A 23488-nucleotide genomic window follows, 5' to 3' on the forward strand; every position below is an offset into this window, starting at 1 on the left:
CTGCATGGTTGAATCAGAAGCCCAGGGGCGCCTTCCCGGTATAGCCCCTGTCTCCGTTGTCGATATCGGATCGAACTCGGTCCGTCTTGTCGTCTATGAAGGCCATTCGCGGTCTCCGACCATTCTCTTCAACGAGAAGGTGCTTTGCGGCCTCGGCAAGGGCATAGCATTGACCGGCAAGATGGATGAGGAAAGCGTGGCGCGGGCTCTCGCGGCCCTGCATCGCTTCAAGGCGCTCTCCGATCAGGCTCGCGCGTCGACCATCTATGTCCTGGCGACGGCCGCCGCGCGCGAGGCCAGCAATGGTCCGGCGTTCATCCATCAGGCGGAAACGATCCTTCAGCGCAAGGTGCGCGTGCTTTCCGGTGAGGAAGAGGCGCGCTTCTCCGCACTCGGTATCATCAGTGGGTTCTTCCATCCGGACGGTATTGCCGGCGACCTCGGCGGTGGCTCGCTGGAATTGATCGACATCAAGGATCGCGAGTTCGGCAAAGGCATCACGCTGCCGCTCGGCGGCCTGCGCCTGTCCGAATATGCCGGCGGCTCGATCGAGAAGGCGCGCGGTTTCGCGCGCAAGCACGTCAAGACGGCCAAGCTGCTGAGCAAGGGCGAGGGCCGCACCTTCTATGCGGTTGGCGGCACGTGGCGAAACATTGCCAAGCTGCACATGGAAACGCGCAAATACCCGCTGCACATGATGCAGGGCTACGAAGTGCAGCTCGACGAGATGCTGCGCTTCCTGGATCAGATCGTCGAATCCAAGGATTCGAAGGATCCGGCCCTGCAGGCGGTTTCCAAGCATCGCCGTCTGCTGCTGCCTTTCGGCGCGGTCGCCATGCGTGAAGTGCTGACGGCCATGAAACCATCCATCATTTCCTTCTCCGCCCAGGGCGTACGTGAAGGCTATCTCTATTCCTTGCTCACGGAGGCGGAGCGCCATAGCGATCCGCTCCTGGTGGCGGCGGGAGAGCTCGCCATCCTGCGTGCCCGTTCGCCGGAGCATGCCCGCGAGCTTGCGGACTGGACCGGACGCATGATGCCGTTCTTCGGGATCACCGAGACGGAGGAGGAGAGCCGTTATCGCCAGGCAGCCTGTTTGCTCGCCGACATCAGCTGGCGTGCCCATCCCGACTATCGCGGCCTTCAGGCGCTGAACATCATCGCCCATACGTCTTTCGTCGGTATCACCCATGCCGGCCGCGCATTCGTGGCGCTCGCCAACTACTATCGCTTCGAAGGCCTGCATGATGATGGCGCGACCGAGCCGCTGGCGACGATCGCCACGCCGCTCTACATCGAGCGCGCCAAGCTTCTCGGCGGTCTGCTGCGCGTCGTCTATCTGTTTTCGGCATCGATGCCCGGAATCGTCCGTAATCTGTCGTTCCGTCGTTCGACAAATCCGGATCTAGACCTCGAATTCGTCGTTCCGGCCGAATATCACGATTTTGCCGGTGAGAGGCTGGATGGGCGCCTGCAGCAGCTCGGCAAGCTCACGAACCGCCGATTGGCCTTCTGCTTCGAATAGATCTGCCTGCTCCTCGCAGGCCCAGAACCTCTCCCTGCATGGCAGGGAGAGGCGGTCTTGTCGCGGCTTACTTCGCGTTCAGGAAATCACCGACTTCGAGCAGGCTGAATTCGTTATCGTCGGCCTTGTCGACGGCGCGCCCTGCGGAGAAGGGCAGGTTGTTGTCGTTGCCGATGATGATGTGCGTGGCATCGACGCGGTCGACATTCTCGATGGTGATGAACGGCATATCGTAGAAACCTTCGCCACCGCCCTGACGGCGCTTGTGATCCGGATCCTCGATGCGCATCAGGTCGATGTAGCCGATCTTGCGAACGGACTTGCCGACATTGGCATCACTGAACTCGATCTTGTAGACGCGCTTGAGCTCAGCCGGGGCCTCGAAGCAATCGGGTTTCGGCTGCTTGGGATCGGCGCAAGCCTTGTCCTTGGTGCCGGCGCCATTGTCGCGCTCGATGACGAGGGCAGTCGTTTCGTCAAGCATGTTGAAATCGCCGATGGCGAGGCCCTTGTCGGCGAAGGGATAGAGCCAGCTGCGGCCGGTCCAGCTCTTGGAGGCGACGTCGAATTCGATGACGCGGATGGCCGTCTTGCCGTCGACATTCTCCACCTTGCCGTCTTCCTGGTAGATCGGGCCTTCGAGCATACCATAGAGCTTGGTGCCGTCCTTCGACATGGCGAGACCTTCAAAGCCGCCTGAGCGCTTCAGATTGAAAGCAGGCATCTTCTGCGTCGGGTTGCCCGGCAGTTGCAGCAGCGGATTGTCGGGAGACAGGACCGGCTTACCGTCAACCGTCGTGGCGAAGACATCTGTCAGCTGGCCGTTGGTGTCGAACTTCAGCAGGTAAGGACCGAATTCCTCGCCGACCCAGAAGCCGTCGGCCACCGGCTGGATCGATTCGATGTCGAAATCGGCGCCGGTCAGATAGCGCTTGTCGGCGCCTTCCATAACGATCGGGAAGGGAGCCTTCTTGTTCGGGTCGGACAGGAACAGGTTCTTGACGACTTCGACCTTGCCGCTGTCCCAATCGAATTTCAGCTGGTGCAGGAAGAGCATGGCGTCGCTGGAGTTCTGCTTGGTGCCGAAGCCATTGTCGGAGAGCGTCCAGAAGGTGCCGTCGGGCATGGTCTTGATGCCGGAGAAGCCCTGGATCGGCTGGCCGGCGAACGGCAGCTTGATGTCGGTGACGCGGGCGCCATCCTTGCCCGCAACGGATGCGAGCGCTTCGGTGCGCTTACGGTCCGGCGTGGTGAACTTGCCGGAGGTCTTCAGGAATTCCGCCGCGTCTGCAGGGGCGGCGGCGATTGTATTGGCTGGCAGGATGGCCTGCCCGACGAGCTTTGCCTTGAACTGCTGTTCGTCTGCCTGAGCCGATGCGGCAAGCAAAATGAAGAGTGCCGTGGAGGCGGAAAGAATTCTGGTCATCATGTCACCCGGTTGGTGGGATTGGCGAAACACCTCCGGCTTAACAGGTGAGCTGTGTCGGCGAATTAACGTCCAGGTGAAGGTTTGGTGACTGTGGACAACCCATAGGGTGTGAAGCCCAGGCGCGCATTGATCTGAGCATACAGCCAGAGATTTCTATGGCTTACGATCTTCCATTGGCAGTTTTCAGCGCTTGCCGGTCTTGCGTATGCAGTGCGATGACGCCGAGATGCTGATCGCGGCCGCGCACGGCATGGTCACCCAGTTCTTCCTTGATGATCGCCTCGGGAAGATCCAGCCGCCCGGCAAGATCGCTCGAAATCAGCACCTGACGCTCCAGCGTCTTGCAGAGCGACTCGAGCCTGGCGGCGGTGTTCACCGTGTCGCCGAAATAGGCGATCTTGTGGTGGTCGACACCGATTTCCGCCGTGACGATGCTGCCGCCATGCAGGGCGGCGCGAAGACGCGGCACCCTGCCGTAGGACTTCAGCCAGGTTTCCGCATTGGCCTCGATATCGTTGAGGATGTTGAAGACGCAGCGCACGCAGTTGGCGTTCTTGAGGCCTCGGCGAAGCGGCCAGGTGATGAGGGCTGCATCGCCGATATAGTCGTCGATAGCGCCCTTGTGCCGGCGGACCGGCTCGGCCATCGCTGCAAACACCGCACCCAGAAACTCTTGAGTCTTGAGGTCTCCATGTTCCTCGGCAAAGGCGGTGGAGCCGACGAGATCGATGAACAGGAAAACACGTTCCTCCTGCGTCGGGTTGCGATACCGCCCGGTCAAGAGGCTGAGGAAGACGTCGCGGCCGAGGAGTTCCCGCACGCGGCCGACGAAGATGATCACGGCAGTCACCAGGACGGCGTACAGATAGACGTCGAACTTCAGCAGAGTGAGGTCTTTCCATGAGCCATCGACCAGGCCAAGCAGCTTCAGGAGGCTGCCGGCCATCGCGTAGCCGACGCTCATCAGCAGGAAGTCGACGACGAGCGCCGAGAGGATGAAGGCAGGCGTCGGCAGGCGATGCACCCAGACGTTCAGCTTCGGCAGGATCATGCGGCGCTCGAAGGCCAGCAGCGGCATGCCGCAGAACAGCGCAAAGATTGCGCCGATATACATCGGCGCCTGCGGGAAGAACATGATGCCGTAAAGCACGCCCGTCGAGGCGACAAGCAGCGATGACAAAAGCCAGGTGCGCATTGAATGGAGAATGCCCATTCACCTTTTCCGCCGAGAAGCGACGCCTGTCATCGACGCGGGATTGCGCCGGGAAACCGAAACGTCATCGAACATAACGACTGCGTAAGACGTTCATTCCACGAGATTTGCGGCGCAATCGTGATGGCGACCAGCGTCTCGATCTGCGAATCATACGCAATCGCGAGACGCTGTGGAAGGAGAATGTCGCTATTATAGGGCGACGGTTTCAATCCGCTTTCCGACGAAGCGCAACGCCACCTGACCCTGTATCAACTGCAAGGCCGTTTCGCCGAAGAGATCGCGCCGCCAGCCGGTGAGGGCTGCGACATCCGCCTTCTCGCCTTCGGCGGCAATCTTGTCGAGGTCATCGCTATTGGCGATAACCTTCGGTGCAACGCCGTGCTTTTCGGCAATGAGCTTCAACAGCACCTTCAACAATTCAGCTGCTGCAGCCGTACCCTCCGGGGCCTGCTGATGACGCGGCGGATGCGGCATCTCGGATTTCGGCAGCGCCAGCGCCGCGTTGATGGCTTCGAGAACCGCAGCACCGGCGGCCGAACGCTCCCAGCCCTTCGGGATGGTGCGCAACCGGGCCAATGCCTCGGTATCCTTCGGTTGCTGCTGTGCGATCTCATAGATCGCATCGTCCTTCAGCACGCGTGCGCGCGGAACGTTGCGAGAGCGGGCCTCGCGTTCGCGCCATGCCGCCACATATTTGAGAACCGCCAGCTCCTGCGGCTTGCGCAGCCGCATCTTGAGCCGCTGCCAGGCATCGTCCGGATGCAGGTCATAGGTATCGCGCGCCTCGAGGATCGCCATTTCCTCCTGTAGCCAGGAGGCGCGTCCTTCGCGCTTCAGTTGCTCGTCGAGCGAAAGATAGACATCACGCAGATGGGTCACGTCGGCAAGGGCATAGTCCAGCTGCTTTTCCGAGAGCGGCCTACGGCTCCAGTCGGTGAAGCGCGAGGACTTGTCGATGTGGACGTTCTTGATGCGGCTGACGAGCTGGTCGTAGGAGACCGAGTCCCCGAAGCCACATACCATTGCCGCGACCTGCGTATCGAAGATCGGATGCGGAATGAGATTGCCGCGATGGAAAATGATTTCGATATCCTGGCGTGCTGCGTGGAAAACCTTCAGCACGGCCGGATTGGCCATCAGCTCGAAAAAGGGCGCGAGGTCGAGCCCCTTGGCCAGCGGGTCGACTAATACCTCGGTGGTCGGGCTCGCCATCTGTATCAAACAAAGTTCCGGCCAGAAGGTCGTCTCTCGCAGGAATTCGGTATCGATGGTAATAAAATCCGACTTGGCCAGCTCTCGGCAGGCCGCCTCCAATTGGGCGGTAGTTTCGATCATCTCAACACATTCATCGATAAAATAGTTCTTTAACTTCCTTCTCCTTTCAGCCGGATATGTCAATACTTTCGCGGACAAAGCGTTGCCGCACGCCGCTTTTGGCTGAAATTAACCGGGGGTTGTTGCTTCTTCGAAGGGTGGCCGGCGCGGAAAGCCGCATGCGGCCCTTCACTATGCCACGCGGACATAGCTGGTCATGCCCGTCTTCTGATGCTCGATGATGTGGCAATGAAGCAGCCAGTCGCCCGGATTGTCGGCGACGAAGGCGAGCTGCACTTTTTCGTCGGGCTGGATGAGATACGTATCGGACACGAACGGCTGCACTTGCCGTGTCGACGAGGAGAGGACGGTAAAACTCATCCCGTGCAAATGGATGGGGTGGCTATGCGGCGTGACGTTTTCCATATCGATGACATAGCTCTTGCCGAGCTTGAGTTCGGCAAGCGGAGCCGTAGGGTCTGGAGTATCACCCGGCCAAGGCACCTTGTTGATCGCCCAGAAACTGTAGCCGAGCGAGCCGCAAATGCTGTTGTCGGCGGTATTCTCCGCCGTGGCGCTGAGAATCAACGGCAGGTGAGTGGCGGAGCCGAGGTCCGCCTTTTGCACCGGATTGGCCTGCAGCGGAGACAGATCCCGAACATCGCGCTTCAGCGAGGCACCCACAGCGCGCAATGTCGCCAGCACCTTCGGATTGGTGCCCTTGATATCCTCGAGTTTGATGACCGCGCCTTCGGCGTCGGGCATGCGCACCGCCAGCTCCAGCCTCTGTCCCGGGCCGAGTTGCAGGAGGTCCAGCGGAAAACGCTGCGGTACGGGGTTGCCGTCGATGGCGATCACGGTCGCCTCGGCCCCATCCATCCGGAACGAGAAGATGCGCGTGACGTCGGTGATCGCGATGCGCAGCCGTACGAGGCCTCCGGAAGGGGCGTCATATTGCGGCTCCTGCTGCCAATTCGCGGTTCGGACCGTGCCATATGTGCCTGATTTGGCCGCATCGCGCGGGCGGAACTGGGCAATGAACTGCCCATCGCCGCCCAGCCGCCAGTCGCGCAGATTGAGCACCACTTCCGAATCGAAAGCGGGATCCTTGGGGTCTTCCACCACGATGACGCCGGTCATGCCGTGACCCATCTGTTCCAGCGTGTTGCAATGCGGATGATACCAGAAGGTGCCTGCATCGGGCGGCGTGAAGGCGTAGTCGAAATGATCGCCGGTATAGACGTAGGGCTGCGTCAGGAAGGGCACGCCGTCCATATTGTTGGGAAGGCGGATGCCGTGCCAGTGGATGGTCGTCGGATCGTCTATGCCGTTGATCAGCCGGGCCGCAAATGCCTCGCCTTTTTTCATGCGCACCACCGGCGGCATGCCTGCGTCACCATAGGTCAGGACATTCCTGGTCGTTCCACCATCGGCAAAATTGGCCTCGATCTTTGCGGTCTTCATGACGCGCGGCTCAGCTGCTGCGGCGCTGCCTGCAAACTTGCCGGCGATACCGAGCCCGACACCATAGGCGCCCGCAACGGCTGAAGCTTTCAGAAGATTACGACGGGTGAGGATCGGCATGTTACGCTCCGGGGGCGAAGATATGTGGATGCCTGTTTAAAGTTGACATTGCCATTCAGCAATAGCATTCCGGTAGCCAAACTGCCGCAGCGGCTACTTGCAGGTGCCGATTGAGGCGGCGAATGCAACAGCTTTAAGTCGACTTCCGGCGTTCGAGCCTTGACAAATCGGGCGCGCCATGCGCTTTTCCGCCCGATTTTCTCGTCGGCAGGCGAGGGGCTTGCATGTCCTTTCGCCACGGCCCGCCAAGTCCAGGATATATACTATGCATCGCTATCGCAGCCACACATGCGCCGCCCTGCGCAAGTCCGACGTCGGTTCGACCGTCCGTATCTCCGGCTGGGTTCATCGCGTCCGAGATCATGGCGGCCTTCTGTTCATCGACCTGCGCGATCACTACGGCATCACCCAGGTGGTCGCCGACCCTGATTCGCCGGCCTTCAAGCTCGCGGAAACGGTTCGCGGCGAATGGGTCATCCGCATCGACGGTCTGGTAAAGGCCCGTACGGAGGACACCGTCAACAAGAACATGTCGACCGGCGAGATCGAGCTTTACGCTCAGGAGATCGAAGTGCTGTCGGCCGCCAAGGAATTGCCGCTGCCGGTTTTCGGCGAGCCGGACTATCCGGAAGATGTGCGCCTGAAGTATCGCTTCCTCGATCTTCGCCGCGAAACGCTGCATCGGAACATCGTCAAGCGCACGCAGGTCATCTCCTCCATGCGTCGTCACATGGGCGAAGTCGGCTTCACCGAATACACGACGCCGATCCTGACGGCCTCGTCGCCGGAAGGCGCGCGCGACTTCCTCGTGCCGAGCCGTATCCACCCCGGCACCTTCTACGCGCTGCCGCAGGCGCCGCAGCAGTACAAGCAGCTGCTGATGGTTGCCGGCTTCGACCGCTACTTCCAGATCGCGCCGTGCTTCCGTGATGAAGACCCGCGTGCCGACCGTCTGCCGGGCGAATTCTACCAGCTCGACCTCGAAATGAGCTTCGTGACGCAGGAAGACGTCTGGAACACGATGGGCCCGCTGATGACCCAGGTGTTCGAGGAATTTGCCGAAGGCAAGCCGGTCACCAAGGAATGGCCGCGCATCCCCTATGACGTTGCCATCCGCAAGTATGGCTCCGACAAGCCGGACCTGCGCAACCCGATCGTCATGGAAGCGGTGACCGAGCATTTTGCCGGCTCCGGCTTCAAGGTCTTCGCCAACATGATCGCTTCCAACCCGAAGGTTGAAGTCTGGGCGATCCCGGCCAAGACCGGCGGTTCGCGTGCATTCTGCGATCGCATGAACGCCTGGGCGCAGAGCCAGGGTCAGCCGGGTCTCGGCTACATCTTCTGGCGCAAGGAAGGCGAAAAGCTCGAGGGTGCAGGCCCGCTTGCCAAGAACATCGGCGAAGAGCGCACGGATGCGATCCGCACCCAGCTCGGCCTCGATGACGGCGACGCCTGCTTCTTCGTGGCTGGCGACCCCTCCAAGTTCTACAAGTTTGCCGGCGAAGCCCGCACCAGGGCCGGCGAAGAGCTGAACCTGGTCGATCGCGACCGTTTCGAGCTGTGCTGGATCGTCGACTTCCCGTTCTTCGAATGGAGCGAGGAAGAAAAGAAGGTCGATTTCGCTCACAACCCGTTCTCGATGCCGCAGGGTGGCCTTGAGGCGCTGCAGAACCAGGATCCCCTCACGATCAAGGCGTTCCAGTATGACGCCGTCTGCAACGGCTTCGAAATCGCCTCGGGCTCGATCCGCAACCAGTCGCCGGAAACCATGGTTGCCGCCTTCGAAAAGGTCGGCCTCAGCCAGACCGACGTCGAGGAGCGCTTCGGTGGCCTCTATCGCGCCTTCCAGTATGGTGCACCTCCGCACGGCGGCGCTGCCTTCGGCATCGACCGTATCGTCATGCTGCTGGTCGGCGCCAAGAACCTGCGCGAAATCTCGCTGTTCCCGATGAACCAGCAGGCGCAGGATCTGCTGATGGGTGCTCCCTCGGCCGCAACGCCGACGCAGCTGCGCGAACTGGCCATCCGGCCGATCCCGCCGGTCAAGAAGGACTGAGGCTTTCAGGCCCGTTGAAATGCAAAACCCGGCGACCGAAATCGCCGGGTTTTTTGTGGCTTAGCGAGACGCCTGCTTAATCGTTCGCCGTGATGTTTAGGCCAATCATATTGGGGATCAGCTCCCTCGCATTTTTCGCGGTTTCTATGACCGCCGACATCGGAACAGGTTTGGTTGGAGCAGCGCTGAACGTCAGGCTTTTGGGGTTGTCGAAATAGTCGATGACGGCCGCTGAAAGCATTCTTTGGAGATCGGGAATCCCGAGCTCAGCGGTCGAGGCCAGTATGTCTTTAGCAAAGCGTTTGGCCGATTGCGCCCGTGTCAGATGATCCCATTTGCTCATATAGTCGAATGCGCGATTGGTGTATGAAGCATCGTCAAAACGGATTTGAGCACTATTCAAGGTCAGCTGCCGAACGAAGGCGAGACCTAACAAGTATTTGGCGTTCTTGGTGTCTTGATCGTCCTCGGTGCCGGTCATGGAAGAGTACAGGGCGTCTGCGGTATTGTAGAATGCGGGGGTAACACCGGAGAGGCTGAGCTTGACATTCAGTTTCCCGATATTCTCGAGATCGACCGTGTATTCCGTTAGATCATACTTGCCGGTCGAAAGCTCCCAGCTGCTTTTCATGGAAAACGCCGCGCGCAGGTTCTGCAGCTCGAAGTGTTGGATTGCTTGAGAGCTTACAGGCATCTGAGCCAAGGAAAGATCGGCAACAATTCCATCAATTGTGAAACTGGAATCGACGCCTTTTCTGTCTGGACGTTTCGTTGAGACGGAATCGGCAGCGGATATGGAGAAAAACTTTTCGCCGACTTTTAGAGCAGATACCGGGCCAATATGCGCACGATAAGTGAATACTGAATCTATATCGTTCAGCGCTGCATTCGCGGGAATTGCGAGATCGTCCACCCTCAGTCCTGTTACACTGACACTAAGGTTCTTTTGTTCTATTGTAACGTCCGGGATAAGGATCTTCTCGATTGTGTAGCCGCCCGATCGTTCGGCCACGCCAGTCATCGTGACATCGCCCAGAGTAATGCCGTCTCTTTCTCGCGGCGTATATGTCACGTTTCTCAGGGTGACGGTTGAACCGTTAACGTCGATATTTCCAGCCTCGATCGAGTCGCCTATTTGCGCGACCATGGCACCGTTAAGCTTCTTCAGGACGTCGGCCCCATCGAGTGCGAAAGCAGAGTTCGCGAATAGCACATGTCCTACGCTGACAACCGTCAGCAGTTTCATTCGATGGAAGATCATGATGGAGCATCTCGGCTGAAAGGATATTGATACGCACGTATTAATTGCATTGATATTGTCGATGTCTAGCAATATCTCGCTGCGCCGCCCATTGCCGTAAAACGAACAAAGCCGACGATTGTGGTCATCGGCTTTGTTTCGGATGCAAGCGTGAGTTAGAGCGCCGCATAAACCGCCTTGGCGAGATCCGTCGTGAACTGCCCCCACATGCCCTCAAGCGCCGTGTTGGTCAGGGCAACCACTGTCAGGCCCTTCTTCGGGTCGACGAACCAGCTATGGCCGTAGACGCCGCCCCATTTGATCGTGCCTGCCGAGAAGGGGACCTGACCCTCAACGGGATCGATGACGACTGACCAGCCAAAGCCGAAGCCGAAGCCGGCCTGCTGTGCCTGCATATGGCCGCCCGCCTGATCGGTCATCATCGTTTTGACCGTATCGGGCGAGAGCAGCGGCGCACCGCCCTTGCGGATGGCGTCGAGAATAGCCAGCACATCGCTTGCCGTTCCCGCCATGCCCGCACCGCCGGAGTGGTAAGAGGCGGGATCGAATATCCGGTCGGGCGCAAAGCGGATCACGCCATCGAGTATCGGAACAAGCGTGCCGTCTTCCATTCGCAGCGGCTGAGGATCACCATTGACATAGTTGGCCGTGAGGCGGCTACGATCCTCGACCGAAAATGCCGTATCCGAAAGGCCGAGCGGCTGCATGACAAGCTCTGCGACCGCCTCACCGAGCACGCGGCCGGTTTCCTTTTCGACGATGCCGCCAAGTACGTCCATCGCCAGCGAGTAACGCCAGTCCTCGCCGGGCGCAAAGATAAGAGGTGCACTTGCGAGACGCTGAAGGTTCTCGGCAACCGACCGGCCTGGTGTGTCCAAGCCATCGGACACGCCGGCCCGATGATATGGACCGTCCTGTTCTTCAGCGAAGGTGTAACCCAACCCGGACGTGTGCGACAGGAGATGGCGAATACGGATGACGGCCTCGGTTCCATCGGCCAGCCGCGGCCGAAAATCCGGCAACCATTTGGTGATCGGATCGTCTAGCCCGATACGGCCTTGTTCGACGAGGCGCATAGCGGCGATGGTGACGATCGGCTTGGTGACGGAGGCCAGCCGGAAGATGGCATCTTCGCGAATCGCAACGTTGTTTTCCCGATCTGCCAGACCGGCGGCGCGGGCATAGACAAGCTCTCCATCATGGGCGACCAGCACTACGGTCCCTACCAACCTCTTGTCAGCGAGAGCGGAATCGATTGCGGCGTCGACACCTTCGGCGAGGCTGCTTTGGGTCGGACGCGTGGAATTTTCCAGGGGAAGACTCATGGGGCAAAACCTTCTATAATCACAATGACCATTCCTGAATAACCCAATTCGGAGACTATTTCTAGAGTGACCATTGTGAAAAATAATGAAAAGGCCGAAAATTCTCCACCGCGTAGGCGCGGACGCCCGCCCGCCTTCGATCGCGAGACGGTTTTGGCTGCGGCGCGGGACACATTCTGGCAGCATGGCTATGACGGCTCCTCCATCGCCGATCTGACGGCGGCGATGGGCATCACGCCGCAGAGCCTCTATGCCGCTTTCACCTCGAAAGCGGAGCTTTATCGCGAGACGCTGGATCAATATCGGCGCATGCCCCGGCCCGAGCCCGGCAATCCGTTTCAGGACAAGGTGGATACGGTCACCACCTTTGAACGCTTTCTGACGAACTCGGCCAAGATCTTCACGGCTCCGGAGCATCCGAAGGGCTGCATGATCTCGACGGCCGTGCTGAACTGCGCTGAGGAAAACGAGCCGATCGCCCTTCACGTCGCGTCGATGCGGCTTCAGTCGCTGGATATCTTCACCGCCCGTATTGAACGGGGCATCGCGGAAGGAGACATGCGACCGGACACCAATGCACGTTCCCTTGCGCGCTTTCTGGGTGCGATCGTGCAGGGCATGTCCGTTCAGGCGCGCGATGGCGCGACGACGGAGGAGTTGCTTTCCCTGATGTCCCATGCGCTGAGCGAGATCAGGAAATATCAGCTGCAATAGCGAGCTGATACTCCGGCAAAGAAAAACCCGGCGACCGAGATCGCCGGGTTTCTGAAAATGGCTTTAGGAACGACGGCTTAGTCGTTCGACGAAACCTTGAGGCCGATGACCTGCGGGATCGACTGCGGAGCGCCCATGGCTGCACCGATGATCATCGGAACCGGAACCGGCTTGCCCGGAGCGGCCGTAACCGTCAGGCTCTTCGGATTGTCGAGATAGGCGTTGACGGCGGTCGAAACGGCGTTCTGCAGTTCCGGAACGTTGAGCTGGGCCATCATGATCGGCGTCATCGCCTTCAGCGTGTCGGCGAGCTGCTTGCCCGAGACACCCTGCTGCTTGCCGGCGAAATCAAGCGCACGTCCGGTGATCGACGCATCGTCGAAGCGGATCTTCGCGCTGTTGAAGGTCAGCTGCTGCAGGAGGCCGAGCATGGCGAGACCGGCCGACTGCTGTGCTTCCTGCTGGTTCGGGTTGGAGCGAACCGTCTTGAGCGCTTCCTGCATCGACTTGGCGAAAGCAGGTGTGTAGCCCGAAATGCTGAAGGCCAGGTTCAGCTTGCCGATATCCTTGAAGTCAAAGGAATATTCGCTGATGTCGATCGTGCCGGGGCCGATTTCCCAGCTGCCTTTCATGGCGACGGTGCCGTCGATCTGCTGCAGCTTGAGTGCTTCGATCGCTTCCTTGGCCTTCGCATCGTCGACCTTGCTGAGATCGGCCTTGATGCCGTTGATCTTGGCATCGAAGTCGAGGCCCGACTTGTCGTCGCGCTTGTTCATGGTTGCGTCGGCGCCCTCGATCGAGAACACTTCGACATCATCCTTGGTGACGGAAACGGCGCCGGCATGGGCGCTCTTGTAGTAGAGGAGCGAGCCAAGGTCGCCCTTGGTTGCGTCAGCCGGAATTTCGACGCCATTGAGCTTGAGGTCGGTCGCGGAAACGGCGGCACCGTCCTTGCTGAAATCGACATCGGCAAAGTCGATCTCTTCGATCGTGTAGCCGCCATCCTTTTCTTCAACGCCGTCGAGGGTGATGTCGCCAAGCGGAATGCTATCGTCCATGCCGGCTGCCTTGAAGCTTGCGCCCTTCAGCGTCACCGTGCTGCCGTCGATATCCACGCCTTGTGCAGCGATGGTTGCGCCCTGCTGGCCATAGATGTCGTTGATCTTCTTCAGCAGGTCGTTGCCGTCAAGCGCGAAAGCGGAGCTGGCAAAAGACAGAACGGCTGCACTGCTCAGCATCAGCCGCGTGGTCCGGTAGAAAGTCATCATGGCGTTTCCTCGTTAAGCCGGCGTCCCGGCGGGGGCGTACATAGTCAGCTTGTACTGCGGCGATTTATATTGATCTTTCTCTAAAAATCCACCGGCAAAGAGGAATATGTGCAACCGCAGCAAAATTGTAAGTGCAACCGCGTGGAATGGCGCCGGAGATGCCTTCATCCACAGGTGCTTTCCGCTGATTTCTTGCCGGGAATCGCCATCTCCGATAGTCAAGGGCCATGGGAAAAAATCTGACACCGCCGCCTGGTGACGGCGACGACAACATCGTTCCGGTCGATCTGAAGGCTGCGCTCGAAGAGCGCTATCTGGCCTATGCTCTGTCGACGATTACGCAACGCGCGCTTCCGGACGTCCGCGACGGGTTGAAGCCGGTGCATCGGCGTATCGTTTATGCGATGAGCGAGATGGGGTTGCGCCCCAACGCCGCCTTCCGCAAATGCGCCAAGATCGTCGGCGAAGTGATGGGTAACTATCACCCGCATGGCGACCAGTCGATCTACGACGCGCTGGCGCGTCTGGCCCAGGATTTCTCCCAGCGCTACACGCTGGTGAACGGCCAGGGCAATTTCGGCAATATCGATGGCGATAGCCCGGCCGCCATGCGCTACACCGAATCCAAGATGACGCCGGTGTCCGAACTGCTGCTTGAGGGCATCGATCAGGATGCGGTCGATTTCCGCGATACCTACGACGAGTCGAATTCCGAGCCGATCGTTCTGCCTGGAGCCTTCCCAAATCTCCTCGCAAATGGCTCCTCCGGCATCGCCGTCGGCATGGCAACCTCCATTCCCTCGCACAATGCCCACGAGCTTTGCGATGCGGCTCTGCATCTGATCAAGGATCGCGATGCCACCGTCGAGAAGCTGGTGGAATTGTATATTCCCGGTCCGGACTTTCCGACCGGCGGCATCATTATCGACGACCGCCAGAGCATCATCGAAAGCTATAAGACCGGCCGTGGCGGTTTCCGCGTCCGCTCCAAGTGGGAAATCGAGGATCTCGGCCGTGGCGGTTACCAGATCGTCGTCACGGAAATTCCGTTCCAGGTGCAGAAGTCCCGGCTGATCGAAAAGATCGCCGAACTGCTTATCGCGCGCAAACTGCCGCTGCTGGAAGACATTCGCGACGAATCCGCCGAAGACATCCGCGTTGTTCTCATTCCGAAAAGCCGCAGCGTCGATGCTACGATCCTGATGGAGTCGATGTTCAAGCTGACGGAGCTGGAAAGCCGCTTCCCGCTCAACATGAACGTTCTGTCCATGGGCCGCATTCCGAAGGTCATGGCGCTGAACGAGGTGCTGAAGGAGTGGCTGGACCACCGCCGCGAAGTGCTGCTGCGTCGCTCGCGTTTCCGGCTCGCCGCCATCGAGAAACGTCTCGAACTCCTCGGCGGTTTCCTGATCGCCTATCTCAACATCGACGAGGTCATCGCCATCATCCGCGAGGAAGATGAGCCGAAGCCTGTGATGATGGAACGGTTCGGGCTGACGGACAATCAGGTCGAGGCGATCCTCAACATGCGGCTGCGCTCCTTGCGCAAGCTGGAAGAGTTCGAAATCCGCAAGGAGTTCGATGGCCTGACCAAGGAAAAGGCCGAGATCGAATCCCTGCTCGCGTCGGAAGACAAGCAGTGGCAGACGGTCGCCTGGGAAACTGGCGAGGTGAAGAAGAAATTTGCCAAGGCAACCGAGATCGGTCGCCGTCGCACCCAGTTTGCCGAGGCGCCCGAAGCCGACGATGCGGCAATCCTGCAGGCAATGATCGAGAAGGAGCCGATCACGGTCGTCGTCTCGGAAAAGGGATGGATCCGCGCCCTGAAGGGTCATATTTCCGATACCGCGTCGCTCACCTTCAAGGAAGGCGATGGGCTGAAGGTTGCCTTCCCTGCCCAGACGACGGACAAGATCCTGATCATCACGACGGGCGGCAAGGCCTATACGCTCGGCGGTGACAAGCTGCCGGGCGGCCGAGGTCACGGTGAGCCATTGCGCATCATGGTCGACATGGAAAACGATCAGGACGTGTTGACGGCGTTCGTCCACGATCCGCAGCGCAAGCAGCTGATCGCTTCGACGGCGGGCAATGGCTTCATCGTCGCCGAGGCGGAACTGGTCGCCAATACCCGCAAGGGCAAGCAGATCATGAACGTCTCCTATCCCGACGAAACGAAGCTTCTTGTGCCGGTCTCCGGCGATCATGCCGCAGTGGTTGGCGAGAACCGCAAGATGGTCATCTTCCCGCTGTCGCAGGTGCCTGAGATGTCCCGCGGCAAGGGCGTGCGCCTGCAGAAGTACAAGGATGGCGGCATTTCCGACATCCGCTGCTTCGTCATCGCCGATGGCCTGACCTGGGAAGATAGCGCCGGTCGCACCTTCACCAAGACCAAGGACGAGCTGACGGAATGGCTCGGCGATCGTGCCGGCGCAGGCCGCGCCGTGCCGAAGGGCTTCCCGAGAAGCGGCAGGTTTTCCGGGTGAGTGAGATAGGTAGGTAAAGTCGAGGAATGGCCCGGGTCTTAAAAGAGATGGGCACCGCCGACAAATGGAGCGTCAATCGGTGTAGGGTATGCAGACGTCACGCAGGAAACGTGACGCGCCGTCCTCATCGATCTCTCCAGCAGCTACGGCGACGACGAAACTGTAGAGGTTGGCATCTGTCGTCTGAACTCGGTAGCCGTTCTCCATGAGAAAGACGGCTGTTGCAACAATGGCGATACGCTTGTTGCCATCCACGAAAGCATGGTTTTTCACTAAGCCAAACAGATGAGCTGCCGCCAGCTCTATAATATCCTCAGTGCCGTACTGGTATTTATTAATTGGACGTGCCAAGGCGGATTCGAGGACGCCTTCGTCTCTCAAACCATAGGAACCGCCGAAACGCTTGATTTGCATCTCATGCAACTGTTCGATGAGCATCCTTGTCAGGAAAGTAACGGGCACTATTCAGCCAGTTTCTTGAGAGTGACCTTGTATTGATCCATGAATCGCTGTGCGTGTTGCATCTGACGCACAAAATCGGCGTCGGTCGGTTGCATCAGCAAGCCACCATCCTTCAAGCTAATTTCCAACGTATCGCCAGCGCCAAGGCCGAGCTGATCGAGAACTTCCTTTGGAATAATGACGCCTTCGGAGTTGCCGATCTTTCGAATGGTGACGTTCATTTCTGAGCTCCCGTGTAATAACCTAGTTATAACATAAGAGGGCCGTCACCTCAATGCGCAATGCCTTGGGCGACCATTGCCGCCCTTGCTTTAACCCTTGCCTGCCAAAGCGAATGGGAGGCGAGCGCCAGGATCAGTATCGCGCCGCCGGCAAGCGTCATGTTGCTTGGCGCTTCCGTGAAGATCAGCCAGACCCAGATCGGTGCCAGGATCGTTTCCAGAAGATAGAACATCGCGACTTCCGGTGCCGAAAGATAGCGGGTGCCTGTCGCAAGGCACCAGAAGGATAGGGGCATCAGCACGCCGCCATCCAGCAGGATCCAGCCTGGGTGATCGATGGAGAAGCCGCCCGGTACGACGTGATAAAGTCCCAAGGCTGCGGGTAGGGCGGCTGCCAATAGCGAAGCGAAGCCCATGCCCCGGCGGGAGGCGCGGCTGATCGTTATAGCGCAGGCACTGGAAAGCGACGCGAGCACGGACAGGGCATCACCCAGCAGGTGGCCACCCTCCATGCCGTCCCCGACGATCAGTCCGACCCCGATGACCATGACCGCCATGGTGATGAAGGTCGAAACGGCAGGGCGTTCCTTGAGGAAGATCCACGAGAGCAGCGCGGTGAACATCGGGTTGAGGGCGATGATGAACACCACATTCGCCGCCGTCGTATAATAGACGGCGAGAAGAAAGCAGATCGTCGTCAGGCCATAGAAGAAGCCGACAGGAATTCCGAGCCAGCCCGGCAGCGCACCGCGCACCGAGCCAGTAACACGCCGGATGACGAAAAGGGCAGCAAGCGCGGCAACGACCGTGGCCACGCTGCGCACCGAGAGCACCGACCAGACTTCACCGCTGGCAAGCCGGATCAACGGTATGTCCATCGACAGGACCAGACCGCCGAACGTGGTCAGCAACAGGCCTTTTCTATGGTCGGAGAGATTGGCGAACATTCAGCGCGCGCTGTCTTTGTCGTCGTCGGCGCTAGGATCGAAGCGTTCCCATCCGCGCGGAGTCAGATGCTCCTGCGGCTGAAAGCGTGTCTTGTAATCCATCTTGCGCGATCCCCTGACCCAATAGCCAAGATAGACATGCGGCAATCCAAGAGCCTTCGCCCGTTTTATATGGTCAAGGATCATGAAGGTGCCAAGCGAGCGTTGATCAAGGTCGGGGTTGAAATAGGAGTAGACCATCGACAAGCCGTCGCTCATCACATCGGTCAGCGCTGCTGCCAGAAGCTCGCCCTTCGGGCGCTGTTCCAACCCGGAACCCTCTTCGCGGCGGCGATACTCGATGATGCGCGTATTCACATGCGTATCTTCGACCATGATCGCATAGTCGAGCACGGTCATGTCGGACATGCCGCCCTGCTGATGGCGGTAGTCCAGATATCGGCGGAAGAGAGAATATTGTTCGCTGGAGGGCTGCGCCGGAAATTCTGTGGCGATCACATCGCTATTGGCCGCCACGACGCGCTTCATGGAACGGCTGGCCTCGAATTCCTGGGCGAGAATGCGCACAGATATGCAGGCGCGGCAGGATTCGCAGGCAGGTCGATAGGCGATGTTTTGCGAACGTCGGAAGCCGCCCTGGGTCAGGATATCGTTCATCTCCGCCGCGCGCGGGCCGACAAGATGCGTAAAGACCTTGCGCTCCATCTCGTGCGGCAAGTACGGGCAGGTAGCCGGTGCCGTCAGGTAAAACTGCGGAGATGGCGTCGACTGCGTATTCATCTGCCGTTTATTGCCTTTCTTTCGGCATCAGTGTTTTCACAAGCATGGCCCAAGTTTGGAAAACGTCAACTATGTCCTTTGCGAAAGATCACAGTTTCCTAATTGAGCAGACAAATCAACGGCGCCCTGCGCACCGATCCGGGCGCAGGGAAGCCATATCTTGTGAAGGATTGCCTTGGCTTTAAGCTGTGCGAGCGATGACCGTGCCGAGCAGCATGTCATGGATCAGGCGGCTGCGGTCGGTGAACAGACCTGCCAGCAGGATGAGCGGCGTCAGCACGGAGTTAAGGATCCAGAACAGCGCGAGATGAACGATCGCCGTCAGGAAATCCATGCGGCGGCCGTCGACCCGTACCATGGTGATGCCCATGGCGCGCATGCCCAGCGAAGCCTGGTAAGGACCGCCAAGGGTCCAGCCGAAATAAAGTCCCGCAACCAGGATGAAGAGAACAGGATAGAGAACGAAGCCTAGACCGAACGTCAGGATCGATACGAAGAACAACAGCACCGCCGCCGGAATGCAGAGCAGGGCGACAATGATGTAATCGACGATGAAGGCAAAGACGCGCCGGCTCAGCACGCCACTATAGGCGCGCCAGTCTTCCGGTGCTGCATAGAGCGGGCTGGGGTTCAGGCTCATCGTTTTCCTCCTTGGGGAAACATTTGCCGAACATATGGTATCAGGGCCTGCAAATACAATAAGCAGGCCGCCGACACGGTCCGAAACTATTTTTTCGCCAGCTGTCTTGCGACTTCGACGGCAAAATAGGTGAGGATGCCGTCGCAGCCGGCACGCTTGAAAGCGAGCAGGGTTTCCATCATCACCTTGTCGCCGTCGATCCAGCCATTGGCGGCGGCGGCCTTGATCATCGCATATTCGCCGGAGACCTGGTATGCGAAGGTCGGAAGGCCGAAGGCCTCCTTCAACCGCCAACAGATGTCGAGATAGGGCAGGCCGGGCTTGACCATCAGCATATCGGCGCCTTCCTCGACATCGAGTGCGGCGTCGCGTACGGCTTCGGTGCCGTTGGCCGGGTCGATATAATAGGTCTTCTTGTCGCCCTTCAGCAGGCCGCCGGTCGAGATCGCCTCGCGATAAGGGCCGTAGAAGCCGGAGCTGAACTTCGTCGCGTAGCTCATGATGCCGACGCTCTGGTGACCCGCGGCGTCAAGAGCCTGGCGGATCGCGCCGATACGCCCGTCCATCATTTCCGACGGCGCGATGATGTCGGCACCCGCATCTGCCTGATAGACGGCGGCGCGTGCCACCTGCTCGACCGTCTCGTCGTTGACGATTTCGTTGCCGCGCAGGATGCCGTCATGGCCGTGGCTGGTGAAGGGATCGAGGGCGACATCCGTGATGACGCCGATATTCGGAACTGCCTTCTTTATCGCGGCGGTGGCAAGATTGATGAGGTTGTTCTTTTCGAGACTGTTCGAGCCGGTCTCGTCGCGCAGTTCCATTTCGATGTTTGGGAAGGTGGCAAGCGCGGGGATGCCGAGATCGGCCGCTTCCTTCGCTGCTTCGACGGCTTTGTCCACCGTCATGCGATTGACGCCGGGCATGGCGGGGATCGGCTCCAGAATGCCGGTGCCGGGAATGATGAAGATCGGCCAGATCAGATCGTCGACCGTCAGGCGGTTTTCCTGGACGAGGCGGCGCGTCCAGTCGGCCTTGCGGTTGCGTCGCATGCGGCGATGCCCGGTAATCTCGTCAACGAGATGCGTCTTGTTTTCCATGATGCCGCCATCCTTTTTCGTCTACTTATGGCCTGTTATATGGAGAGCGTACCTATCACGCTGTCCCCAGAATTCAAAAGCGGGCGAAAGGCCGCAGCCAAGATCTCGCTGGCGAGGCCGATGCCTCCTACGTATTGTTCGCGCATGGAACCTGATTCTTCGACCGTACCCAAGAATACGCTGACGGACATCCTGTTCGTGCTGTTCCTGCGGCTGATCGCGATCGCGTGCTTCTGGCTCGGCCTGCAATATTGGGCGATGCTCGTCGGCTACTCGCTCGATGGCCATGCCCGCTTCGATCTCCTCAATCTTCCCTGGAAGGTCGCGGGTGCCGGACTGGCTGTTGTCTTCCCGGTGGCGGCGCTCGGATTGTGGCTTACCGTATCATGGGGGCCGGTTATGTGGGTGCTGGCTGCAGGCGGTCAGGCATTGATGTATGGCGTGTGGCCGGAGGTCTTCGGATCCAATCCGCTCATTATGATCTTGCATGCCTGCGTCGCCGTGCTTTATTGCCTGTTCCGTGTCCTTCTATGGCAGGAAAAGCGACGCCGCCGGCGGCAGCAGGTAATGGTTGATTTACCCTGAGACAGCAAGAGTTCCTGGTAAGGTGCTGTTAAGCCTGCAGTTTAAGTAGAATTTTATGTGTATTCGATAGGGTCTCACTCAAGGCGGGAAGAAAACGACACCGCCAAACAAAACAGAGTGAGGCCAAGTCATGATGAACACGAAAATCAAGCCGCAGGCAGTTGCGAATGCTCGGGACCAGCAGGTTGACGATATCCGGGCTCTCTACATGGAATCCCTCCACCTGGTCGAGCGTTTGCACCGCCGCCTGCTTGATGTAATCAAGGACGAGTTCGACCGTCAGGGTCGTGACGACGTCAACGCCGTCCAGGCACTTCTCCTCTTCAACATCGGCAATTCCGAGCTGACGGCTGGCGAACTGCGCTCGCGCGGCTTCTACCTCGGCTCCAACGTTTCCTACAACGTCAAGAAGCTGGTCGACCTCGGCTTCATCAATCATCAGCGCTCGCGCATCGACCGTCGCTCGGTTCGCATCAGCCTGACGGAAACGGGCCAGGATATCGCCGAAACCGTCGCCAAGCTCTATGACCGGCACATCGGCTCGATCGACAAGGTCGGCGGCATCGGCACCGACGAATTCACCCAGATGAACAAGCTCCTGCAGCGCCTCGACCGCTTCTGGAACGATCAGATCCTGTATCGCCTCTAAAACATGTTGCGCAAAGTGCTTAGCGGCTTTGCGATAACGACAGGCGAAGCATCAAAGGCTTAAGTGCCGATAGCGAATCTGAAAGTTCGCGATGCGCCTTAAGCAACGGCGAAGGATACGCCGTGAGACTCTCCGGTACAAGCAAGCTGGACACGTTCCCTGCGTGTCTGGCTTGAACCCGTTTAAGGCTTGTAGTTGTGCGCTTTTTGCCACGTCCTTCCTTCACCTTGCGTCACATGCAGCACACCGCGCATTTGCGCATTGACGGCGGGGCAATACACGCTATGAACCACGCGCAATTGTGGTATTTTAGCAATTGCAGCATGGCGCGTCTTCCGTGGCGGTGTGACAAGGCAAGTTTCATGCCGGACGACACGAATTGGCCATATTGCTATGACAGCGGAAACTAACGGCAAGCGGCGTTCTCAAGTTCCGATTTTCCGACCCTCAAATCTGCACTTCGCAATATTGTGATAGTTCGTGGTGAAGTTGTTGATGGTGCCTTAAGGGAACGGGTCGTACTGAGTTGCGTTACTTGGCGCTTACTGCGCTATTTACTGCTTCCTCTCTAAGCTGCGCATGACTGAATCGCAGCGTTGAACGGTTGGGATATGTCGAAGAAAAACGGAATTGAACCCTTTTCGCGCCGCTCTTTCCTGCGGTCGGTCGCAACGTTCGGCGCTGCCGCATTGGCGGCTCCGGCCCTCGCACAGAATGCGTCTCCGCTGGAAGCGTTGATCAACGATCGTTCCCGCGGCAATTGGGATGATCAGTTCGATGCTAAGGCTGCGGCACGCACGGCAGCAGCTGTGCAGTCGAACAAGCCAATTCTTGGACCGGATTCCGTACCTAACATTCAGCAGGCGATTGCTCAGTATCAAAGCATTGTTTCCAATGGCGGTTGGCCGCAGATCAATCCGACCAGCCAGCAGCCGCTGCAGATCGGCGTCACCGATCCCGCCGTGCAGACGCTTCGCCAGCATTTGATGGTCAGCGGCGACCTGCCGCGCGAGGCGGGCATTTCCTCCTCGTTCGATTCCTACGTTGACGGCGCCGTCAAGCGTTTCCAGGCTCGTCACGGCCTGCCGCCGGATGGTGTCATCGGCGATTTCACGTTAAAGGCGATGAATATTCCCGCTAATGTCCGTCTGCAGCAGCTGAACACCAATCTCGTTCGCCTTCAGACCTTCCCATCGGATCTTGGGCGTCGTCACGTTATGGTCAACATCCCCGCGACCCGCGTCGAGGCCGTGGAAGACGGTCAGGTGGCGCTGCGCCACGAAGCGATCGTGGGACGGGAATCGCGACCGACGCACATCATCAATTCCAAAATCTATGAGGTCATCCTCAACCCATATTGGACGGCGCCGCGTTCCATCATCGTCAAGGACATCATGCCGCTTATGCGGAAGGATCCGACCTACCTGAAGAGGAGCAACATCCGCCTTCTCGATGGCAAGGGTCAGGAGGTCGCGCCTGAGACGATCGATTGGAATTCGGACAAGGCGCCAGATCTGATGTTCCGTCAGGATCCGGGCAAGACGAACGCCATGGCGTCCACAAAGATCAATTTCCATAATCCGAACAACGAATACATGCACGACACGCCGGAGCAGGGCCTGTTCAACAAGCTGATGCGCTTCGACAGTTCGGGTTGTGTGCGTGTTCAGAACGTGCGTGACCTGGCGACCTGGCTGCTTGCCGACACCCCAGGCTGGCCGCGCCTGCGTATCGAGCAGGTCATTTCGACCCGGGTAAACACGCCGATCACGCTTTCGACGGAAGTGCCTGTTTATTTCGTCTATATCTCTGCCTGGAGCGCTGCAGACGGTATCGTCCAGTTCCGTGATGACATCTACAATCTCGACGGAAATTCTCAGCTGGCGCTCGATACGACACAGGGCATGGAGCAGCCGGTTCAGTAAC

20 protein-coding genes are annotated in these 23488 nt (G+C 59.0%); 7 read left to right on the plus strand and 13 right to left on the minus strand.

Translation table 11 applies throughout. The features are described 5' to 3' along the window. The first annotated feature begins 4 nt into the window (after positions 1-4). Positions 5-1525, plus strand: coding sequence for an exopolyphosphatase (gene ppx, locus ACIQJ2_RS18005; protein ID WP_199148877.1), 1521 nt, complete (start codon positions 5-7; stop codon positions 1523-1525). Positions 1526-1592: 67 nt separating this feature from the next. Here the strand turns inward: ppx and ACIQJ2_RS18010 are convergent, their stop codons facing one another. From ACIQJ2_RS18010 to ACIQJ2_RS18025, 4 genes are all read right to left on the minus strand, one after another. Next, on the minus strand, positions 1593-2951 hold the full coding sequence (locus tag ACIQJ2_RS18010; protein ID WP_400667074.1) for an esterase-like activity of phytase family protein: 1359 nt from the start codon (positions 2949-2951) through the stop codon (positions 1593-1595). Positions 2952-3114: 163 nt separating this feature from the next. After that, positions 3115-4167, minus strand: a complete 1053-nt coding sequence (locus ACIQJ2_RS18015; RefSeq protein WP_199148875.1) for an adenylate/guanylate cyclase domain-containing protein — start codon at positions 4165-4167, stop codon at positions 3115-3117. 192 nt (positions 4168-4359) lie between these two features. Next, a complete protein-coding gene (rnd, locus tag ACIQJ2_RS18020) occupies positions 4360-5505 on the minus strand; it encodes a ribonuclease D (RefSeq protein WP_199148874.1) in 1146 nt (381 codons plus the stop codon). 171 nt (positions 5506-5676) lie between these two features. Then, a complete protein-coding gene (locus tag ACIQJ2_RS18025) occupies positions 5677-7068 on the minus strand; it encodes a multicopper oxidase family protein (protein WP_400667071.1) in 1392 nt (463 codons plus the stop codon). A gap of 265 nt (positions 7069-7333) precedes the next feature. On the opposite strand from ACIQJ2_RS18025, the gene aspS reads away from it, so the two are divergent. Further along, the gene (gene aspS, locus ACIQJ2_RS18030; RefSeq protein WP_400667069.1) at positions 7334-9124 is read left to right on the plus strand and encodes an aspartate--tRNA ligase; all 1791 of its coding nucleotides are present in this window, start codon (positions 7334-7336) and stop codon (positions 9122-9124) included. A 76-nt stretch (positions 9125-9200) separates the two neighbouring features. Here aspS and ACIQJ2_RS18035 read toward each other — a convergent pair whose 3' ends face one another. Further along, positions 9201-10370, minus strand: coding sequence for a hypothetical protein (locus ACIQJ2_RS18035; RefSeq protein ID WP_400667068.1), 1170 nt, complete (start codon positions 10368-10370; stop codon positions 9201-9203). A gap of 170 nt (positions 10371-10540) precedes the next feature. Then, a complete protein-coding gene (locus ACIQJ2_RS18040; protein ID WP_400667066.1) occupies positions 10541-11710 on the minus strand; it encodes a serine hydrolase domain-containing protein in 1170 nt (389 codons plus the stop codon). Between the two features lie 66 nt (positions 11711-11776). Here ACIQJ2_RS18040 and ACIQJ2_RS18045 point away from each other — a divergent pair, with 66 nt between their 5' ends. Then, the gene (locus tag ACIQJ2_RS18045; protein WP_400667064.1) at positions 11777-12424 is read left to right on the plus strand and encodes a TetR/AcrR family transcriptional regulator; all 648 of its coding nucleotides are present in this window, start codon (positions 11777-11779) and stop codon (positions 12422-12424) included. Between the two features lie 77 nt (positions 12425-12501). Here ACIQJ2_RS18045 and ACIQJ2_RS18050 read toward each other — a convergent pair whose 3' ends face one another. Then, positions 12502-13689 carry a hypothetical protein gene (locus ACIQJ2_RS18050; protein ID WP_199148893.1) on the minus strand — a complete coding sequence of 396 codons (1188 nt, stop codon included), beginning with the start codon at positions 13687-13689 and terminating at the stop codon, positions 12502-12504. Between the two features lie 230 nt (positions 13690-13919). Between ACIQJ2_RS18050 and parC the strand changes: the two genes are divergently transcribed. Then, positions 13920-16178 (plus strand): DNA topoisomerase IV subunit A, encoded by a 2259-nt coding sequence (gene parC / locus ACIQJ2_RS18055; protein ID WP_400667062.1) that lies wholly within the window; start codon positions 13920-13922, stop codon positions 16176-16178. Between the two features lie 72 nt (positions 16179-16250). On the opposite strand, the gene ACIQJ2_RS18060 is transcribed toward parC, so the two are convergent. The 6 genes from ACIQJ2_RS18060 to hemB all read right to left on the minus strand — a co-directional run bounded on the left by ACIQJ2_RS18060 (position 16251) and on the right by hemB (position 20328). Beyond that, a complete protein-coding gene (locus ACIQJ2_RS18060; RefSeq protein ID WP_400667059.1) occupies positions 16251-16640 on the minus strand; it encodes a type II toxin-antitoxin system death-on-curing family toxin in 390 nt (129 codons plus the stop codon). After that, the gene (locus tag ACIQJ2_RS18065; RefSeq protein WP_400667058.1) at positions 16640-16861 is read right to left on the minus strand and encodes an AbrB/MazE/SpoVT family DNA-binding domain-containing protein; all 222 of its coding nucleotides are present in this window, start codon (positions 16859-16861) and stop codon (positions 16640-16642) included. The genes ACIQJ2_RS18060 and ACIQJ2_RS18065 overlap by 1 nt, the downstream gene beginning before the upstream one ends. Positions 16862-16911: 50 nt before the next feature. After that, positions 16912-17808, minus strand: coding sequence for a DMT family transporter (locus ACIQJ2_RS18070; protein ID WP_400667056.1), 897 nt, complete (start codon positions 17806-17808; stop codon positions 16912-16914). Continuing rightward, positions 17809-18588, minus strand: coding sequence for an arginyltransferase (locus tag ACIQJ2_RS18075; RefSeq protein WP_199148867.1), 780 nt, complete (start codon positions 18586-18588; stop codon positions 17809-17811). It abuts the gene before it with no gap. Positions 18589-18769: 181 nt separating this feature from the next. Beyond that, positions 18770-19228 (minus strand): RDD family protein, encoded by a 459-nt coding sequence (locus ACIQJ2_RS18080; protein ID WP_400667054.1) that lies wholly within the window; start codon positions 19226-19228, stop codon positions 18770-18772. 86 nt (positions 19229-19314) lie between these two features. Then, positions 19315-20328: a porphobilinogen synthase gene (gene hemB, locus ACIQJ2_RS18085; RefSeq protein WP_400667052.1), complete on the minus strand. Its 1014-nt coding sequence runs from the start codon at positions 20326-20328 to the stop codon at positions 19315-19317. A 144-nt stretch (positions 20329-20472) separates the two neighbouring features. On the opposite strand from hemB, the gene ACIQJ2_RS18090 reads away from it, so the two are divergent. From ACIQJ2_RS18090 to ACIQJ2_RS18100, 3 genes are all read left to right on the plus strand, one after another. After that, positions 20473-20913 (plus strand): DUF6163 family protein, encoded by a 441-nt coding sequence (locus ACIQJ2_RS18090; protein ID WP_400667050.1) that lies wholly within the window; start codon positions 20473-20475, stop codon positions 20911-20913. Between the two features lie 133 nt (positions 20914-21046). Then, positions 21047-21562: a transcriptional regulator LdtR gene (gene ldtR / locus ACIQJ2_RS18095; protein WP_199094050.1), complete on the plus strand. Its 516-nt coding sequence runs from the start codon at positions 21047-21049 to the stop codon at positions 21560-21562. Between the two features lie 611 nt (positions 21563-22173). Continuing rightward, complete coding sequence (locus tag ACIQJ2_RS18100; protein ID WP_199094036.1) at positions 22174-23487, plus strand: L,D-transpeptidase family protein; 1314 nt, start codon at positions 22174-22176, stop codon at positions 23485-23487. The last annotated feature ends 1 nt before the right edge of the window (position 23488 follow it).

It is taken from the genome of Rhizobium sp. NPDC092011 (assembly GCF_044756305.1).
Lineage (GTDB): Bacteria > Pseudomonadota > Alphaproteobacteria > Rhizobiales > Rhizobiaceae > Rhizobium.

Excerpts from the sequence above, each read along its gene's own strand:
- hemB (WP_400667052.1), bottom strand. The coding sequence starts at position 20,328 with ATGGAAAACAAGACGCATCTCGTTGACGAGATTACCGGGCATCGCCGC.
- ACIQJ2_RS18065 (WP_400667058.1), bottom strand. The coding sequence starts at position 16,861 with ATGAACGTCACCATTCGAAAGATCGGCAACTCCGAAGGCGTCATTATT.
- ACIQJ2_RS18070 (WP_400667056.1), bottom strand. The coding sequence starts at position 17,808 with ATGTTCGCCAATCTCTCCGACCATAGAAAAGGCCTGTTGCTGACCACG.
- ACIQJ2_RS18010 (WP_400667074.1), bottom strand. The coding sequence starts at position 2,951 with ATGACCAGAATTCTTTCCGCCTCCACGGCACTCTTCATTTTGCTTGCC.
- ACIQJ2_RS18015 (WP_199148875.1), bottom strand. The coding sequence starts at position 4,167 with ATGGGCATTCTCCATTCAATGCGCACCTGGCTTTTGTCATCGCTGCTT.
- ACIQJ2_RS18100 (WP_199094036.1), top strand. The coding sequence starts at position 22,174 with ATGTCGAAGAAAAACGGAATTGAACCCTTTTCGCGCCGCTCTTTCCTG.
- parC (WP_400667062.1), top strand. The coding sequence starts at position 13,920 with ATGGGAAAAAATCTGACACCGCCGCCTGGTGACGGCGACGACAACATC.
- ACIQJ2_RS18035 (WP_400667068.1), bottom strand. The coding sequence starts at position 10,370 with ATGAAACTGCTGACGGTTGTCAGCGTAGGACATGTGCTATTCGCGAAC.
- ppx (WP_199148877.1), top strand. The coding sequence starts at position 5 with ATGGTTGAATCAGAAGCCCAGGGGCGCCTTCCCGGTATAGCCCCTGTC.
- aspS (WP_400667069.1), top strand. The coding sequence starts at position 7,334 with ATGCATCGCTATCGCAGCCACACATGCGCCGCCCTGCGCAAGTCCGAC.
- ACIQJ2_RS18090 (WP_400667050.1), top strand. The coding sequence starts at position 20,473 with ATGGAACCTGATTCTTCGACCGTACCCAAGAATACGCTGACGGACATC.
- ldtR (WP_199094050.1), top strand. The coding sequence starts at position 21,047 with ATGAACACGAAAATCAAGCCGCAGGCAGTTGCGAATGCTCGGGACCAG.
- rnd (WP_199148874.1), bottom strand. The coding sequence starts at position 5,505 with ATGATCGAAACTACCGCCCAATTGGAGGCGGCCTGCCGAGAGCTGGCC.
- ACIQJ2_RS18040 (WP_400667066.1), bottom strand. The coding sequence starts at position 11,710 with ATGAGTCTTCCCCTGGAAAATTCCACGCGTCCGACCCAAAGCAGCCTC.
- ACIQJ2_RS18025 (WP_400667071.1), bottom strand. The coding sequence starts at position 7,068 with ATGCCGATCCTCACCCGTCGTAATCTTCTGAAAGCTTCAGCCGTTGCG.
- ACIQJ2_RS18050 (WP_199148893.1), bottom strand. The coding sequence starts at position 13,689 with ATGACTTTCTACCGGACCACGCGGCTGATGCTGAGCAGTGCAGCCGTT.
- ACIQJ2_RS18075 (WP_199148867.1), bottom strand. The coding sequence starts at position 18,588 with ATGAATACGCAGTCGACGCCATCTCCGCAGTTTTACCTGACGGCACCG.
- ACIQJ2_RS18080 (WP_400667054.1), bottom strand. The coding sequence starts at position 19,228 with ATGAGCCTGAACCCCAGCCCGCTCTATGCAGCACCGGAAGACTGGCGC.